Source organism: Eggerthella hominis (assembly GCF_014287365.1).
Taxonomy (GTDB): domain Bacteria; phylum Actinomycetota; class Coriobacteriia; order Coriobacteriales; family Eggerthellaceae; genus Eggerthella; species Eggerthella guodeyinii.
In genome coordinates, this window is sequence record NZ_JACOOA010000005.1 from 155,912 (window position 1) to 172,022 (window position 16,111).

Genomic DNA, 16,111 nt, shown 5'->3' on the forward strand with positions numbered 1-16,111 from the left:
TAGTTTGATCGTCAAGCGCTCATTGTAGCGCATTACTCGTTGGACTTGAGGCTTTCCACCATGTCGATGCGGTGCAGCTTGCCGCGCATGGCCAGCATGACGAGCACGGTGAACAGCATGGTCAGCAGGAACGCCAGCAGGAAGCTTGCAGCGTGGATGTCGCGGCCGAACATGATCTGGTCCACCTCGGCCGTGACCACGACGAAGCTCTCCATCCACACGCCCAGCACGAGGCCGACCGCGCAGCCGATTGCCGCCAGCAGGAAGATCTCGCGGAAAATGTAGGCGTTCATCTCGCGCGGCGTGAAGCCGAGCACCTTGAGCGTGGCGATCTCGCGCATGCGCTCGGTGATGTTGATGTTCGTGAGGTTGTACAGCACGATGAACGCGAGCGCCGCCGCGGCCGTGACGAGCACCACCACGATCATGTTCACGCTCGACATCATGTCGCGGTACGCGTCGATCGTCTCGTCGTTGTACGCCACGGTCTTCACGCCGCCGATGGCCAGCAGGTCGCTCGACAGCTGCGCGCGCCGGTCGGGATCGGACGTGGTGATGGCCAGCACGGTGCGGTAGTCGGGCGCCTCGCCCATGAGCCGCTCGTAGAGCGCGGGGCCCATATAGGCGTAGTGGTACACGTAGTTCTCGACGATGCCCGTGACCGTTGCCTCGTAGGACGCGCTCGTCGCGTTGCCGAGGGCGTCCTGCTCGGTCAGCGCGACGGTGTCGCCCACGCGCACGCCCAGCTCGCCCGCCAGCTTCTCGGTGAGCACGAGGCCGTCGTCGGCCAGCTCCACCGGCTCGTGGCCCACCCGGGTGTCGAGGGCCACGTAGTCGTCGAACGACGCCGGATCCTCGGGCACGACGAGCTCCATGCGCTTGTCCTGCTCGTCCGGCCCGCTCGCCAGCATGTTCTGGCGCATGACCATCGTGTGCGCGGTGACGAGCGAGCCGTCGTCCAGCAGGTCGTCCACGCGCTGCCGCTCCTCGTCGGACAGGTCGTCCGCCAGCGTGACGGTGGCGTTGTACTTCGTGATCTCGCCGAACTGCTTGTCGATGATGTCGTTGATGGCGTTGGACAGCCCGAGGCCCGTCAGCAGCAGGGCCGTGCAGCCCGCGATGCCGATGACCGTCATGATGAAGCGCTTCTTGTAGCGGAACAGGTTGCGGAACGTCACCTTCCACGAGAACGAGAGGTGCCGCCACAGGGGCCCGATGCGCTCGAGCAGGATGCGCTTGCCGGCCTTCGGCGCGCGCGGCAGCATGAGCTGCGCGGGGCGCTCGCGCAGGGTGGCGGTGACAGCGGCCCAGGTGGCGAACAGCGTCACGCCGACGCCGAGACCGGCCGCGAGCCCGGCGAACCAGGGATCGATGGGCAGCGGCAGCGGCAGCTCGGGCACGAAGTAGATGATGCCGTAGGCCTTCATGATGACAGCGGGCAGCACCTGCGACAGCACGAGGATGCCCACGAGGCTGCCGGCGCCGCTGGCCACGGCCGCGTACGCGAGGTACTTGGACGCGATGCGCCCCCGGCGATAGCCGAGCGCCTTGAACGTGCCGATGAGCGCGCGCTCCTCCTCCACCATGCGCGTCATGGTGGTGAGGGCCACGAGGGCGGCCACGAGGAAGAAGATGAACGGGAACACGGCGGCGATGCTGTCCACGCGGTCGGCGTCCGCCTCGAAGCTGGCGGCGCCGTAGTTGGCCGTGCGGTCCATGACGAGCCACTCGGGGCTTTCCAGGTCGTCGATCTGCCGCTGGGCGTCGTCGAGCTGGCGCTCGGCGTCGGCCAGCTGCTCGTCGGCGTCGGCCTTCTGCCGCTCGTACTCGGCGAGGCCGCTGTCGTAGTCGGCGCGGCCCTGCTCGAGCTGGGCGCGGCCGTCCTGCAGCTGCGCGGCGGCGCTGTCGAGCTGCTGCTGGGCCGCGGCGATCTGGGAGTCGGCCTGCGAGCGCGCGGCGGCCAGCTCGGCGCGCGCCTGCTCGAGCTGCTGGGCGCTCGCGTCGAACTGCGCCTTGCCGGCATCGTAGGAAGCCTGCTGCTGGTCGAGGGTCGACCGAGCGTCGGCCAGCTGCTGGCGCGCGCCGTCGACCTGTTGCTGCGCGGCGGCAAGCTGCTGCTGGAGGGCCGCGATCTGCTGCTGGAGGGCCGCGATGGCCTCGGCGTTGGCCTCCGGATCCTCGTTGAGCTCGTCGAGCTGGGCCTGCATCTGAGACAGCTGCTGCCGGCCGGCGGCGATCTGCGCCTCGACGGGCGCGAGCTGCGCTTCGACCTGGGCCGCTTGCGCGTCGTAGGCGTCCCAGCCCTGCTGCAGCTGGGCGGCACCGTCCTCGAGCGCGGGGCGCTGCGCGTCGAGCTGGGCCTGGCCGTCGGCGATCTGCCGCTCGGCGTCGGCCAGCTGCGCCTCGGCGCTCGCCTTCTGGTTCGCCAGCTCGGCCGCGCCGCTGTCGTAGGACGCCTGGCCGTCGGCCAGCTGCTGCTCGCTCTGGGCGATCGTGGCGGCGGCCTCGTCGAGCTGGCGCTGCGCGTCGTCGAGCTGCGCCTGCGCGTCGGCCTTCTCGCGCTCGTAGTCGGCGCGCTTCTCATCGAGCTCCTTTTGGGCGTCGGCCTTCAACCCGTCGACGCGCGCCTGCTCGCGCTCGGGGGCGAGCGCCTCGATGCGGTCCATCACCTCGGCCACGCGCCGGTCGTACGCGTCGCTCGACGCGTGCTCGTCCGCCGCGCCGCGCACGGTGACGTACGCTTCGGTATAGGGGAGGTCGGCCGAGAAGTCGCTCTCGGGCACGTACATATACTGCTGGATGGAGCCCGAGCCCAGCGTGGTCTCGCCCATGCTCGACGACGTGGCGTAGTACGGCGCGTTCACGAAGCCCGTCACCGTGTACGTGCGCGTGACGAGGGTGTCGTCCACGTCCTGCGTGCCCTCGGTGATGGTCACCGTGTCGCCGATGGCGATGGCGTCGTTCTCCACGAGGTTGGACGACAGCACGCACTCCCCCGCCTTCTGGGGCCACGAGCCCCGCACGAGGAGGGGGCGGTTCAGATAGTCCGGATCGTCGGAGCGCGCGTGCACGCCGTCGGAGGTGTCGCTCGTGCGCGCCGCGTCGGGCAGCGAGTGGATGCGCGCGGCGTACTGCTCGGAGTCGATGGTGACCATGACGTCGGTCTCGCGCGCGGGCATGACGGCCTCGACGCCCTCGACGTGGCGCAGCGCCGCGATGTCGTCGTCGGTGAGGCCGAGGGTCGACAGCACGCGGATGTCCATGAGCGACGTGCCGTCGAAGTACTCGTCGGCCGCCAGCTTCATGTCGGGCGCGGTCATGCGCAGACCGGCGTAGAAGCCCGTACCCAGCGCGACGATGGCCGCGATGGCCAGGAAGCGCCCGAGCGAGTGGGTGATCGAACGCAGGGTTTCGGTGTTGAACGCGCTTTTCACTCTCGTGCCGCTACCACTCGATCGTCTCGGCCGACACGGGAGCCTCGTTCACCTCGACGCCGGCCACCCGGCCTTCGCGGATGTGGATCACCCGGTCGGCGATGGCGGTGAACGCCGAGTTGTGTGTGATGAGCACCACCGTCTTGCCCGTCTCGAAGCACGTGTCCTGCAGCAGCTTCAAGATGGCCTTGCCCGTGTGGTAGTCGAGCGCGCCGGTGGGTTCGTCGCACAGCAGCAGCTTGGGGTTCTTGGCGAGCGCGCGGGCGATGGCCACGCGCTGCTGCTCGCCGCCGGAGAGCTGCGCCGGGAAGTTGTCGAGGCGATGGCCCAGCCCCACCTGCTCGAGCACCGTGCCCGCGTCGAGCGGGTGCTTGCAGATCTGGCTGGCAAGCTCCACGTTCTCGAGCGCCGTGAGGTTCTGCACGAGGTTGTAGAACTGGAAGACGAACCCGATGTCGTAGCGGCGGTAGTACGTGAGCTCTTTCTCGGAGAAGGCGCTGATCTCGCGGTTGTCGAGCATGATGGTGCCCGACGAGCAGGCGTCCATGCCGCCCAGCATGTTGAGCAGCGTCGTCTTGCCCGCCCCCGAGGGGCCCACGACCACGACAAGCTCGCCGCGCTCGATGTCGAAGGTCATGCCGTCGACGGCGGCGACCTCCACCTCGCCCATGCGATACACCTTGCGCACGTCGCGAAACTCCACGAACGCCATGCCTGCCTTCTTCCATCAGCTCGAATACCCGTTTCCCCCACCATACACGAACCCATCCCCCAGCGCCAGCAACAACACGCCGCCGTCACGAACGCCGGCCCGTTGAACGCGCATGCACGACGAACGAGAACATATGGTTCGCGCGAACCATCCGGCGACCCGGCGGAACGGCTCGCTTGGGGAGGCGCCGGGTGCGGGGGGGGGCGATGCGCCGCACCACGCAGAAGCGCCCCCGCGAATGCAGGGGCGCTTGGGTGCACGATGTGCGGGTCGCTTAGGAAGCGAAGAGCTCGATGGTATCGCCCTCTTTGAGGGTGACCATGGCCTTCTTCCAGGCGCGGGTCTTACCGAGCTGGTAGCGCACGCGCTTCGGCTTCGGCTTCACGTTGAGCGTGTTGACCTTGACCACCGTCACGTTGAAGATGGCTTCGACGGCCTGGCGGATCTCAACCTTGTTGGCATCCTTGGCAACCTCGAAGGTGAAGGTGTTCTTCTCCATCTGGTCGTAGCTATGCTCCGTGATGACGGGGCGGATGATAACCTCGCGGGGGTCCTTCATTATGCAAGCACCTCCTCGATGCGCTTCAGGGCGTCGGCCGTGAACACGAGCGCCTTGTTGTCGATCAGCTCGTAGGTGTTCGCCTCGGCCACGGGCAGGATGTTCACCGTGGGGATGTTGCGGAACGACAGGTAGGCGTTCACGTCGTCGTCGGCGATGACGACGGTCGTGCGGCGGTCGAGGCCGAGGGCCTTGAGCGCAGCTACAGCCGCCTTCGTCGAGGGCTTCTCGAAGTTGAACGTGTCGACCACGTACAGCTCGCCGTCGGCCAGCTTCGCGGACAGCGCGGAGCGCATGGCCAGCTTGACCTCTTTGTTGTTCACGCGGAACGCGTAGGAACGCGGATGCGGGCCGAACACGGCGCCGCCGCCAGCCCACTGAGGGGCGCGGATGGTGCCCTGACGGGCACGGCCGGTGCCCTTCTGGCGCCACGGCTTCTTGCCGCCGCCGCGCACCTGGCCGCGCGTCAACGTGCTGTGCGTGCCCTGGCGCCAGGACGCACGCTGGGCGCGCACAACCTGGTGCATGACGGGCACGTTCGGCTCGATGCCGAACACGGAAGCGGTGAGGTCGGTGGTGCCGGCCTTCTTTCCGCTCGCGTCTTTGATCTCGATAGTCGTCATGATATACAAGCTCCTTATAGGTTACTTCAACTACGCCATGCGGACGCGAACGACGCCGTTCTTGCCGCCGGGGATGGCGCCCTTGACGAGGATGAGGTTCTGCTCCTCGTCGATGCGGACGACTTCCAGGTTCTTCACGGTCACGGTGTCGACGCCCATGTGGCCCGGGAGCTTGACTCCCTTGAACACGCGGGACGGCGTGGCGCACTGGCCGACCGAACCGGGGGCGCGGTGGAAGTGCGCACCGTGGCCGCCCGGGCCGCCGCGATGGCCGTAGCGCTTCATGACGCCAGCGAAGCCCTTACCCTTGGACGTGCCGGTCACGTCGACCTTCTTCGTCTCGGCGAACGCGGCGACCGTCTGCTCGTCGCCCACGTTGTACTCGCCGGCGTTCTCGACGCGCACCTCGCGCAGGTAGCGCGTGGGAGCAGCGCCCTGCTTGGCGAAGTGGCCGGCCATCGGCTTGTTGACCTTCTTCTCCTTGATGGCGCCGAAGCCCAGCTGCACGGCCTCGTAGCCGTCGCTGTCCTTCGTCTTGACCTGGCAGACCTTGTTCGGCTCAGCCTGGATCACCGTCACGGGGATGACGCGGTCGTCCTCGCTGAAGATCTGGGTCATGCCGATTTTCTTACCATAGATGGCGTTGATCATATCGCACATCCCCCTTTACAGCTTGATCTCGATGTCGACGCCGGCAGGGAGATCGAGGCGCATCAGGGAATCGACCGTGTTCGGGGTCGGCTCCAGGATGTCGATGAGACGCTTGTGCGTGCGCATCTCGAACTGCTCGCGCGAATCCTTGTCGACGTGCGGGCCCTTGACGACGCAGTACAGGTTGCGCTCCGTCGGCAGCGGAATGGGACCGGACACTTTGGCACCCGTCTTCTGCGCGGTATCGACGATGAGCTTCGTGGACTGGTCCACGATCTCATGATCGTACCCCTTCAAGCGGATGCGAATCTTTTGATTAGCCACTTACTTTACCTCCGTTATGCTCGCGCGCACGCCCTAGGCGTTGCCGCCGGCCTTGCTGATAATTTCCTCTGCCACGTTCTTCGGAACTGCCTCGTACGAATCGAACTGCATCGTGTACGAAGCGCGACCCTGCGTCGTGGAGCGCAGGTCGGTGGCATAGCCGAACATCTCGGACAGCGGAACCTTCGCCTTGATGGTCTTGGCGTTGCCGCGGTCGCCCATGCCCTGGATCTGGCCACGACGGCTGGACAGGTTGCCCATGACGTCGCCCATGTACTCCTCGGGCGTCTCGACCTCAACGGCCATCATCGGCTCGAGAATGACCGGAGCGGCCTTCTTGAGCGCGGCCTTGACCGCCATGGAACCGGCGACCTTGAACGCCGCCTCGGAGGAGTCGACGTCGTGGTAGGAACCGTCGACGAGCTCGACCTTGATGTCCACAACCGGGTAGCCTGCGAGCACGCCCGAGTTGATGGCTTCCTGGATGCCGCGGTCGATCGGGGTGATGTACTCCTTGGGGACGACGCCGCCCACGATCTTGTTCTCGAACTCGTAGCCCTTGCCGGCCTCCTGGGGAAGCAGGTTGATGACCGCGTGACCGTACTGGCCGCGACCGCCGGACTGGCGCACGAACTTGCCCTCGACGTTGTCGACTTCCTTCGTGGCCGTCTCGCGGTACGCAACCTGCGGCTTGCCCACGTTGGCCTCGACCTTGAACTCGCGCAGCAGGCGGTCGACGATGATCTCGAGGTGCAGCTCGCCCATGCCGGCGATGATCGTCTGGCCGGTCTCCTGGTTGGTGGACACGCGGAACGTCGGGTCCTCCTCGGCGAGCTTCTGCAGCGCGATGCCCATCTTGTCCTGCTCGGCCTTCGTCTTCGGCTCGACGGCGATGTCGATAACCGGCTCGGCGAATTCCATGGACTCGAGGATGATCGGGTGCTTCTCGTCGCACAGCGTGTCGCCGGTCGAGGTGTCCTTGAGGCCCACGACGGCGACGATGTCGCCCGCGGCGCAGCCGTCGATGTCGACGCGCTGGTTCGAGTGCATCTGCAGCAGACGGCCGATGCGCTCCTTCTTGTCCTTCGACGCGTTCTTCACGTAGGAACCCGAGTCGAGCTGGCCCGAGTACACGCGGAGGTAGGTGAGCTTGCCCACGAACGGGTCCGTCATGATCTTGAAGGCCAGGGCTGAGAACGGCGCCTTCACGTCGGAGGGACGCTCGTCTTCCTCGCCCGTGTCCGGGTTCGTGCCCTTGATGGCCGGCACGTCGATCGGGGACGGCATGTAGTCCACCACGGCGTCGAGCAGCTCCTGCACGCCCTTGTTCTTGTAGGACGAGCCCACGAACACGGGGTGGATCTGGCAGGCGATGGTGCCCTTGCGGATGGCGGCCTTCAGCTCGTCGACCGTCACCTCTTCCTCCATGAGGATCTTCTCCATGAGATCGTCGTCGCAGTCGGCGGCAGCCTCGAGCAGCTCCTGATGGCGCAGCTCGGCCTCCTCGGCGAACTCGGCCGGGATGGCGTCCATGGGCTCGGGGTAGGTCATACCCTTCTCGTCGGCCTTGAAGTCCCATGCGGTCATGGTGACGAGGTCGATGACGCCCCAGAAGTTGTCCTCGGCGCCCATGGGCATCTGCGCGGCGACGGCCGGCGCGCCCAGGCGATCCTTCATGGTGTCGATGGCGTGGAAGAAGTCGGCGCCCACGCGGTCGTACTTGTTGATGTAGGCGATGCGGGGCACGCCGTAACGGCTGGCCTGGCGCCACACCGTCTCGGACTGCGGCTGCACGCCGGCCACGGCGTCGAACACCGCGACCGCGCCGTCGAGCACGCGCAGGGAGCGCTCGACCTCGGCCGTGAAGTCCACGTGGCCCGGGGTGTCGATGATCTGGAAACGGTACTCTTTGCCGTCGTCCGCGCCACCGGGGTAGTTCCAGAAGCACGTCGTAGCGGCGGCGGTGATGGTCACGCCGCGCTCCTGCTCCTGCACCATCCAGTCCATCGTCGCGGCGCCGTCGTGCACCTCGCCGATCTTGTGGGTCTTGCCCGTGTAGTAGAGGATGCGCTCGGTCGTCGTCGTCTTGCCCGCGTCGATGTGGGCCATGATGCCGATGTTGCGCGTATCCTTCAGTTCCAGTTTAGCCATGAGTCGAGTCCTCCTTTAGAAGCGGTAGTGCGAGAACGCACGGTTCGACTCGGCCATCTTGTACAGGTCCTCGCGCTTCTTCACCGACGCGCCGGTGTTCTCGGCGGCGTCCATGATCTCGGCGGCAAGGCGCTCCTTCATCGTGTGCTCCTTGCGCTTGCGCGAGAAGTCGACGATCCAACGGATAGCAAGCGTGGTGGCACGACGGGAGTTGACCTCCATCGGCACCTGGTAGGTGGCGCCGCCGACACGCTTCGGCTTGACTTCGAGCGTGGGGCGGACGTTGTCCATGGCCTTCTTGAACACGGACAGCGGATCGCCGCCGGTCTTCTCCTCGACGATGGCGAAGGCGCCGTAGACGATGTTCTCGGCGGTGGCCTTCTTGCCGTCAAGCAGGATCTTGTTGATCAGCTGCGTGACGAGGCGGTTGTTGTACTGGGCGTCCGGCTGAACTTCTCGACGGACTGCTGCTGCACGACGCGGCATGTGTTCTCCTTCTGGGTCCTGCGCGCTTCGGAACGGCTTTCTCTCCGTTCATTAGACCGCCCGCCAGCCCCCTTTGGGCTTCGACGGTTGATGCGGCCCGCGCGTCTTAGCGGGTGTTACTTCGGGCGCTTGGCACCGTAGCGGCTGCGAGCCTGCTTGCGGTTGTCCACGGCGGCGCAGTCGAGCGCGGCGCGGATGACCTTGTAGCGCACACCGGGGAGGTCCTTCACGCGGCCGCCGCGCAGCAGCACCATGGAGTGCTCCTGGAGGTTGTGGCCGACGCCCGGGATGTAGGCGGTCACTTCCATGCCGTTGACGAGGCGCACGCGGCAGACCTTGCGAAGGGCCGAGTTCGGCTTCTTCGGCGTGGTCGTGAACACGCGGGTGCACACGCCGCGCTTCTGCGGGTTGCCCTTGAGGGCAGGCGTCTTGCTCTTGTCGACCGCCTGCTTGCGGCCCTTGCGGACCAACTGGTTAATGGTAGGCAAAGCTTCTCTCCTTTTACCTCTTGCTTGTCCGAACGCCTAGTACCGCTAGACGCCCGCTTGAACACCGTTTCCAAGTGCGTTCAGCTGGTACGCACACGAAAACTATCGCCTCCTGAGAGACGCGAAGGTGAACTCTACCATCGGCCATCAGGGTTGTCAAACGCCACGCATCCGGGAGTATCTACACCTCTTGACATCCGTATCCGCAGGTGAAATGCGGATACATGGCGAACCGTCGACGAAAAGTTCACCGTTTCTCAAAGAATCAAGAAGTTTTTTTGCCGAGCAGCGAGCGCGCTTGATCGTGGCGATGCAGTAATCCAGCCAAACGTTTGGCGAGCCCTCCCGCCCCGTTTCCGTGCAGTTCTCACCCAAATGGTGCGGTTTTGCGGCACCCGCGGCGGCGCAAGCTCGGAAGGCCGATGCCGCGTCCCGTTCGATCGCGCGCCAAAAAAGCGGGGATCAGAACGGATGTTTCACGTGAAACACGTTCACGGGGACGCGCTTCGATCAGTCTTCCTCGCATGCCTCGTCGGCGCGGGCAACGAGGTCGATCAACTCGGATTTGGCGTGGACGTCGAGCTTCTGGTAGATGTGGCGCCGATGGGTGATGGCCGTGCCCTCGGAGATGAACAGCTCTTCCTGCACCCTCCCCAATCCGTGGCCCTTCGCCAAGATGCGCAGCACGTCGGACTCCCGGCTGGTAAGCCCGTAGCACCGTGAAACGAGCGCCGCCTTCTCCTCCAGAAAGGAATCGCTCTCCGTCGTCGACCCCGTCGCCACCGCGGCTTTCCTGAATATCCGGACGAGCCCGCCCTTCGTCACCACGATGTTCGTCCCGAGAAGCCCGAGCACCATGGCGAGGATCGCCGTGATCTTGATGAAGTAGTTCGTCGTGGGACCGACCGCCTCGATCACGCCGGCGAGGCAATAGCCGACCGCCGCGCCGCCGCACAGCCCCCCGACCCCGACGGATGCCATGACGTATACCGGCGCGTGCAGCACGTCGGCCGCTTCGCGCAAGACGCCCGGCGCGATGGTGCAAAAGCACCACAGCGCCAACGTCGAGAAGCAGAGCGCGAACTTGACGGAGAAATCGGTTCCCGTGTCGAACGGGTAAAACGCGACGATCAGCGGAACGGCCACGAAGCGCAAGGCGAACAGGAAGTCCCACGACGAGCGCACGACGCGAACGAGGACGAGGAACACCACCGCGGCAAGCACGCCCGCGTACCCGTACGCCCACGTGAACGCACTCGCGCGGCCGTGCGGGGCGATGACGAACTGCATGATCATCATCGCGAACAGGAACCCGAAACAGCCCATCGCCGCCCCGACGCGCACATACGCGGAACCGACCCCCTTCTGAGGGGCCGGCGATTCGACGACGTCGCCCCGGCTGGCCGCAAGCACGAAGCAGAGCGCAGACGAGACGGCCAGCGCCATCGTCGCCCCCAGCAGAAGCGCGTTCGCCCCCACCGCCTGCGCGAAAGCGGCCAAGGAACAGCACCCCAGGACGACCGCGACGCTGCTGCCCGCCTGCGCGGGACCGGGAAGGCGGGCGATCGCCGAGCTCCACACGAGCGCCATAAGGCCGTTGCCCGCCCCCAGCAACGCTCCGGACAGGGAGAACAGGAACGCCACGCGATCGGGGGCCATGCCGTCGAGCAAATGCAGCAGCAGGGCGCCGATGCAGGAGAAAGCCGCGCCCGCCAGTACGCCGTACGTTCCCTTCGAGGGCTGGCTTCGCATGCGCAGAACCGCGAACAGGGCCGAGACGACGGCAAGGGACGCGAGATACGACAGCAGCAGCGGGGCAAGCTCGTCGACGGAGAACGCGGACGAGCGGTACTTGTCGGCGACGAGCCCGACGGCCGGCATCCACGCCTGAGCGCCGACCAGGCCGACAACGCACCACACCGGCATCCACGCCGTCGCGCGCCGGGCACCGCCCTCGCTCCCCGAGCCAACGGCGGATCCCTTGGCGACGCGGGCCGTGCCCGCGCGTTTCGCATTCCCCATGATCTCCCCTTTCGAGCCGCCGCAAGAGGCAACCGCTCGCATCCATCCCCCTTCAGTATAGCAACATTCGCTTGGGCGACCTGGGCAGATCATGGTTGCCGGCTTCGCGACGAGACACCCCTCATCAGGCGATTCATCCGAAATAGATGATAGCCGCTCCGGAAAATCATCCCAAGCAGCAACGCGGAGCATCGCTTTCGGATGATGCGAAGGCCCGGCTGCCGGTCGAAACTCTCGCCATCGCATTCAAGCACCGCGGCCACTGCGGAAGAAGTGGCAGTCATCATGCAAGGGGGCAAACATGCAACAACAAAACACGCTGAAGCGGGGCGTCGCGACCGTCGCGTCGATCGTCATCCTTGTTTCGGTGTGCCTCGCGGGCTGCGCACCGCAGGCTTCGACGGATCCATCGGAATCCTCAGGCGAAGCCGAAGCCGCAACTACCATCGCAACGGGCGACTTCGCCTTCTCGGCCGAGGCCGACTGCGCCGTCTGCCACACCGTGGAAGGCGACTCCTTCAGCGACAGCGCATGCGCGGCATCCAACCATGCGGCACTCACGTGCACCACGTGCCACAGCGATGTCGACGGTCTGGCCTCCGCGCACGACGGCGTCGCCTACGGAGACAAGGGGGCAAAACGCCTCAAGACGACCGACGTCGCAGAATCCACCTGCCAAGCCGAAGCCTGCCACGGCAGCTACGAGACGCTGGCCGAGAAGACCTCGTCGAGCACGCTGCTCACCGACAGCAACGGCACCGTCGTGAATCCGCACGACCTGCCCGAGAACGCAGACCACGAGACCGTCACCTGCGGCAGCTGCCACGACATGCACGCTTCCGACGACATCGCCGAAACGGCCCAGAAAGCCTGCATCAGCTGCCACCACATGGGCATCTACGAGTGCAACACCTGCCACGACTAACCGAAGGCGCCGCCCGATCACCCTTCGACCCCCTCCCTCATTCGGAGCGGCGATCGGGCGCGGCCGTTTTCTTTCGGTACCGTCCGCCGAGCACGAAGGCGGATGCAAGCGAACCGCTACAACAAGGAGGCATCATGCAAGAAGGAATCTCAAGGCGCAGCTTTCTCAAGGGATCGGCGCTCGCCGCAGCAGGCGCCGCGGGAGCTACGGCGCTTTCGGGCTGCACGGCGCAGGCCGAGGAGGCGACGCCCAGCTGGATGCCCGCGACCTGGGACTACGAGACGGACGTCCTGGTGATCGGGTACGGCGGAGCCGGGCTCTGGGCCGGCATCACGGCCTACGACGAAGGATCGCAGGTGCTGTTCCTCGAGAAGGCCCCGTTCCGCGGAGGCGGCTCGTCGTCCATCAACATGGGGCAGTGGACCGCGCCCCACGATGCCGACGCGGCAGCGCAGTTCGCGTTCGAGGCGTTCCACGGCCAGACGCCGATGGAGGTCTGCCAGGCATGGGCCGACGAAGCCGTGCAGAATCCCGATTACGCCGACGAGTACGGCCTCGAATACACGCTGGGCGAGACGCCGCGTGCCGAGTACGACATCTTCACCGGATACGAGGAGATGTACGTCGGTGCGGGAACGGGCTACGGCAAGGCGTTCTTCGAAGCCATGGACCAGCATCGTCAGGACCGCGGCATCGACGTGGTGTTCGACTGCCACGACGAGGAGCTCATCCAGAACCCCGAGACGAACGAGATCGTCGGATGCTACACGCTGATCGGCGACGACGCCGAGAAGAAGGCCGTGAAGGCCTCCAAAGGCGTCATCCTGTGCACCGGAGGGTTCGAGTTCAACGAAGAGCTGCAGGCCAAGTATCTGAAATGCTACCCGATGCGCGGATTCTACGGCTGGAAGTACAACGAGGGCGACGGCATCAAGATCGCCCAGAAGGTGGGCGCCGACCTCTGGCACATGCAGCAGGTGTGCGGCGGCGACGATGCCTGGTTCGACGACCCGGAAATCGTCCCCGGCGGCGTTTCGGTGTCCAGCCCCACGCCGAACTACATCAAGGTGAACCGGCTGGGTGAGCGCTGGGGCGAGAAGGACACGTCGAGCCCGCACGGCGGGTGGAAACCCTACGCCAACTTCAACGAGGAGATCTGCGACTTCGACCGCATCCCCTCCTGGTACGTCTTCGACCAGACGTCGTTCGAGGGCGGCAGCTGGGGCGGCATGGTCGGCGGCGCCGCGAAGGAGAACGGCGGCATGGGGATCGGCTACATGACCGAGGGCCTCGATCCCGAGCTGGGCGGATGGGAAGGCTGGTCGGCCGACAACGCATGGGAGCTCGAGCGCGGATGGATCACGCAGGGAGCAACGCTCGACGAGCTGGCCGCGAACCTCGCCAAGAGCAAGTGGGACGACAAGATGGACGCGGATAAGCTGAAGGCCTCCGTCGAGCGCTGGAACGAGCTGGTGGACAAGGGAGTCGACGAGGACTTCGGGCGCGAGGAGATGGGCAAGATCGAGACGGGCCCCTTCTACGCCATCCCCCTCTACCCCGGCATCTGCAACACCATCGGCGGCGCGCGCCGCAACGAGCACGCCAACGTCGTGGACCCGGACGGCGAGCCTATCCCGCGCCTGTACTCGGCGGGCTCGTTCGGCAACATGAACGGCCACACGTACGCGATCACCGGCGGCAACGGTTCGGAGAACTGGTGCGTCGGGCGCATCGCAGGACGCAGCGCCGCCGCGCTTTCGGCATGGGACGCCGCCGAGGGCAAGTAGGCACGGTCGAACGGCCCGGCAGCTTCGCGCCGCGTAGGCGGCAGCGATGCTGCCGGGCATCCGAGGAAAGGCAGCTCATGACCGCATACGAATTCTCCGTCCCCTTCAACGGGGACCCCGGGACGCTCGATGCGCTTCTGAAACTCCGAGGTCGCGATGGCAACGCGATCCGCGAGGTGTATCTGAACGCGCCGCAATCGGTGACCGGATCGGGACGCGTGGGGGCCGAAACGACGGAACGCGCGTTCGTCGAGACCGTCGAGCGCATCCACGACGGCGGCGTGCGAGCGGACATCACGATGAACTCGACGTGCGAAGGCGCGGAATGGTACGACCGGGAAACCGTGAGCCGGCAGGTGGGCTTCGTCCGGCACATGCACGAGGAGCGCGGCGTGGAGGCGGTGACGCTCGCGAACCCGTTTTTGATCGAGCGCGTGCGGGACGCGTGCCCCGCCATCGAGATCAGCGCCTCGGTGCTGGCCGACATCGACTGCTTTTCCCGTGCGGAAGCGTATGCTCGCGCCGGCGCGAGCACCGTGACGGTGGACACGAGCGCGAACAAGGACCTCAAGCTGCTGCGCCAGATGACCGATCGACTGGGCGTGGAGGTCAAGCTCATGGTGAACGAAGGGTGCCTGGACAAGTGCCCGTACCGGAAGTTCCACATGAACTATATCTCGCACAAATCGAGGGAGACGGCCTCGGAAGGTACGGCGTTCTCGTTCGCCTGCGGAGACATCATCCTGCGCGATCCGGGCCAGGTGTTCAAATCGAACTGGGTGCGCCCGGAAGACCTGGTACGCTACGAGAAGATCACCCGCTTCTTCAAGATCGTCGGGCGCGATATGCTGCCGAGCAAGGTCCTGCGCTGCACGCAAGCCTATCTCGACGAGTCTTACGAGGGCAACCTGTTCGACATCCTGTGCAGCAGCATCGGCTTCTACGGCATCGAGCACAGCGCGCACGTGGACAACAAGGCGCTCGACCGAACCTCCCACTTCAAGCGGACCTCGACGTGCAATCGGCGTTGCCACACGTGCACGTACTGCGACGATCTGGCCCGCGATCTGCTGGGATACGGCTGGGTTACCCGCGAGAACCTGGAAGACCTGGGGCGCTACGGAACCATCGCGGCCATCGAGGCGCGGTTCGGCGGGCGCTATCCCCGCTGCCCCGCGTTCGCCGAACGGCCGACCGAGACACCGACCGAGACAAGGAGGAACCATGACACGGCAGATCAGAACCTGGCACGAGCGTGAAGGGGCCGAGGGAGAGCCGCGATGCTGGGACGTGCGCATCAACGGCGCACCCGTTCCCGGAGGGTGCATCGTGCAAACGGACGACGGGGCGTTCGAGGTGCGCTACCCCCGTCTGGCGACCCGCACCGTCCCGACGCTCGAGGAGGCGAAGCGGCGCATCGAGTTGGCCCCGCCCATCACGAGACCCGGCATGGCGGTGGGCAAACTGCTCGACGATGCCGACGAGAACGATCTCATATCCCCCGACGAGGCGGGCGAGCTGCTGGGCTTGAGCCGCTTCCGCGTCAACGCCATGGTGGCCAACGGGGTGCTGGCCGGCACGCGCCAGGACGGACGCGTCCTCGTCAGCCGCGCGTCCGTCGAGGCGCGGCGCGCCCGCACGGCAACCGACGGCCCCACAGGACGCTTCGCCCGCGCATTCGTGGAGTATTGGGCTGACGAGCCCGACGGGACGCCCGTCATCCTGGAGGTGGACGTCGAAGACGCGCGCGAATACGAGGAGGCGAAGCGCTTCGTGCAGGCGGTCGTCGATGGCGAGGAACCGGGGCGCGTCGAGGTGCTCGACTACCGTCGGGCCATGGCGCGCTGCACGCGGGCGAAACGATCGGAGAACGGGCTTTCCGGGCCGATCCCGTTCAAATCGTTCGAGGCGGCGCGGGCGGGCGCGCTTCCGCAGGCTTAGACCCGGAA

General features: G+C 66.1%; 14 protein-coding genes. 4 read left to right on the plus strand and 10 right to left on the minus strand.

Annotated elements, in window-relative coordinates; all coding sequences use genetic code 11:
* Window positions 1–32 precede the first annotated feature (32 nt).
* The 10 genes from H8S61_RS11905 to H8S61_RS11950 form a co-directional block, all read right to left on the minus strand.
* Window positions 33–3,434 carry an FtsX-like permease family protein gene (locus H8S61_RS11905; protein ID WP_186939127.1) on the minus strand — a complete coding sequence of 1,134 codons (3,402 nt, stop codon included), beginning with the start codon at window positions 3,432–3,434 and terminating at the stop codon, window positions 33–35.
* Window positions 3,435–3,444: 10 nt separating this feature from the next.
* A complete protein-coding gene (locus H8S61_RS11910; protein WP_186939128.1) occupies window positions 3,445–4,146 on the minus strand; it encodes an ABC transporter ATP-binding protein in 702 nt (233 codons plus the stop codon).
* A 274-nt stretch (window positions 4,147–4,420) separates the two neighbouring features.
* Window positions 4,421–4,705 carry a 50S ribosomal protein L23 gene (gene rplW / locus H8S61_RS11915; protein ID WP_154333776.1) on the minus strand — a complete coding sequence of 95 codons (285 nt, stop codon included), beginning with the start codon at window positions 4,703–4,705 and terminating at the stop codon, window positions 4,421–4,423.
* Window positions 4,705–5,328: a 50S ribosomal protein L4 gene (rplD, locus tag H8S61_RS11920; protein ID WP_160942733.1), complete on the minus strand. Its 624-nt coding sequence runs from the start codon at window positions 5,326–5,328 to the stop codon at window positions 4,705–4,707. Before rplD ends, rplW begins: the two co-directional genes overlap by 1 nt.
* Window positions 5,329–5,358: 30 nt before the next feature.
* Window positions 5,359–5,979 (minus strand): 50S ribosomal protein L3, encoded by a 621-nt coding sequence (gene rplC, locus H8S61_RS11925; protein WP_154333774.1) that lies wholly within the window; start codon window positions 5,977–5,979, stop codon window positions 5,359–5,361.
* Between the two features lie 15 nt (window positions 5,980–5,994).
* Window positions 5,995–6,303 carry a 30S ribosomal protein S10 gene (gene rpsJ, locus H8S61_RS11930; protein WP_009304899.1) on the minus strand — a complete coding sequence of 103 codons (309 nt, stop codon included), beginning with the start codon at window positions 6,301–6,303 and terminating at the stop codon, window positions 5,995–5,997.
* Window positions 6,304–6,336: 33 nt separating this feature from the next.
* Complete coding sequence (gene fusA / locus H8S61_RS11935; RefSeq protein WP_160942732.1) at window positions 6,337–8,454, minus strand: elongation factor G; 2,118 nt, start codon at window positions 8,452–8,454, stop codon at window positions 6,337–6,339.
* A 15-nt stretch (window positions 8,455–8,469) separates the two neighbouring features.
* A complete protein-coding gene (gene rpsG / locus H8S61_RS11940) occupies window positions 8,470–8,940 on the minus strand; it encodes a 30S ribosomal protein S7 (RefSeq protein ID WP_035586130.1) in 471 nt (156 codons plus the stop codon).
* A gap of 116 nt (window positions 8,941–9,056) precedes the next feature.
* Entirely contained in the window at window positions 9,057–9,428 is a 372-nt protein-coding gene (gene rpsL / locus H8S61_RS11945) for a 30S ribosomal protein S12 (RefSeq protein ID WP_035586133.1), read from the minus strand.
* A gap of 510 nt (window positions 9,429–9,938) precedes the next feature.
* A complete protein-coding gene (locus H8S61_RS11950) occupies window positions 9,939–11,450 on the minus strand; it encodes a response regulator transcription factor (protein WP_186939129.1) in 1,512 nt (503 codons plus the stop codon).
* A gap of 301 nt (window positions 11,451–11,751) precedes the next feature.
* Here H8S61_RS11950 and H8S61_RS11955 point away from each other — a divergent pair, with 301 nt between their 5' ends.
* The 4 genes from H8S61_RS11955 (at window position 11,752) to H8S61_RS11970 (ending at window position 16,103) form a co-directional block, all read left to right on the plus strand.
* On the plus strand, window positions 11,752–12,375 hold the full coding sequence (locus tag H8S61_RS11955) for a hypothetical protein (RefSeq protein ID WP_186939130.1): 624 nt from the start codon (window positions 11,752–11,754) through the stop codon (window positions 12,373–12,375).
* A 134-nt stretch (window positions 12,376–12,509) separates the two neighbouring features.
* A complete protein-coding gene (locus tag H8S61_RS11960) occupies window positions 12,510–14,162 on the plus strand; it encodes an FAD-dependent oxidoreductase (protein ID WP_186939131.1) in 1,653 nt (550 codons plus the stop codon).
* Window positions 14,163–14,239: 77 nt separating this feature from the next.
* A complete protein-coding gene (locus H8S61_RS11965; RefSeq protein ID WP_186939132.1) occupies window positions 14,240–15,421 on the plus strand; it encodes a U32 family peptidase in 1,182 nt (393 codons plus the stop codon).
* A complete protein-coding gene (locus H8S61_RS11970; RefSeq protein ID WP_186939133.1) occupies window positions 15,387–16,103 on the plus strand; it encodes a MerR family transcriptional regulator in 717 nt (238 codons plus the stop codon). The genes H8S61_RS11965 and H8S61_RS11970 overlap by 35 nt, the downstream gene beginning before the upstream one ends.
* Window positions 16,104–16,111 lie beyond the last annotated feature (8 nt).

What these genes read in the sequence shown, in the direction of transcription:
- H8S61_RS11910 (WP_186939128.1), bottom strand. Translation starts at nt 4,146, where the DNA reads ATGGCGTTCGTGGAGTTTCGCGACGTGCGCAAGGTGTATCGCATGGGC.
- rplW (WP_154333776.1), bottom strand. Translation starts at nt 4,705, where the DNA reads ATGAAGGACCCCCGCGAGGTTATCATCCGCCCCGTCATCACGGAGCAT.
- rplD (WP_160942733.1), bottom strand. Translation starts at nt 5,328, where the DNA reads ATGACGACTATCGAGATCAAAGACGCGAGCGGAAAGAAGGCCGGCACC.
- rplC (WP_154333774.1), bottom strand. Translation starts at nt 5,979, where the DNA reads ATGATCAACGCCATCTATGGTAAGAAAATCGGCATGACCCAGATCTTC.
- fusA (WP_160942732.1), bottom strand. Translation starts at nt 8,454, where the DNA reads ATGGCTAAACTGGAACTGAAGGATACGCGCAACATCGGCATCATGGCC.
- rpsG (WP_035586130.1), bottom strand. Translation starts at nt 8,940, where the DNA reads ATGCCGCGTCGTGCAGCAGCAGTCCGTCGAGAAGTTCAGCCGGACGCC.
- H8S61_RS11950 (WP_186939129.1), bottom strand. Translation starts at nt 11,450, where the DNA reads ATGGGGAATGCGAAACGCGCGGGCACGGCCCGCGTCGCCAAGGGATCC.
- H8S61_RS11955 (WP_186939130.1), top strand. Translation starts at nt 11,752, where the DNA reads ATGCAACAACAAAACACGCTGAAGCGGGGCGTCGCGACCGTCGCGTCG.
- H8S61_RS11960 (WP_186939131.1), top strand. Translation starts at nt 12,510, where the DNA reads ATGCAAGAAGGAATCTCAAGGCGCAGCTTTCTCAAGGGATCGGCGCTC.
- H8S61_RS11965 (WP_186939132.1), top strand. Translation starts at nt 14,240, where the DNA reads ATGACCGCATACGAATTCTCCGTCCCCTTCAACGGGGACCCCGGGACG.
- H8S61_RS11970 (WP_186939133.1), top strand. Translation starts at nt 15,387, where the DNA reads ATGACACGGCAGATCAGAACCTGGCACGAGCGTGAAGGGGCCGAGGGA.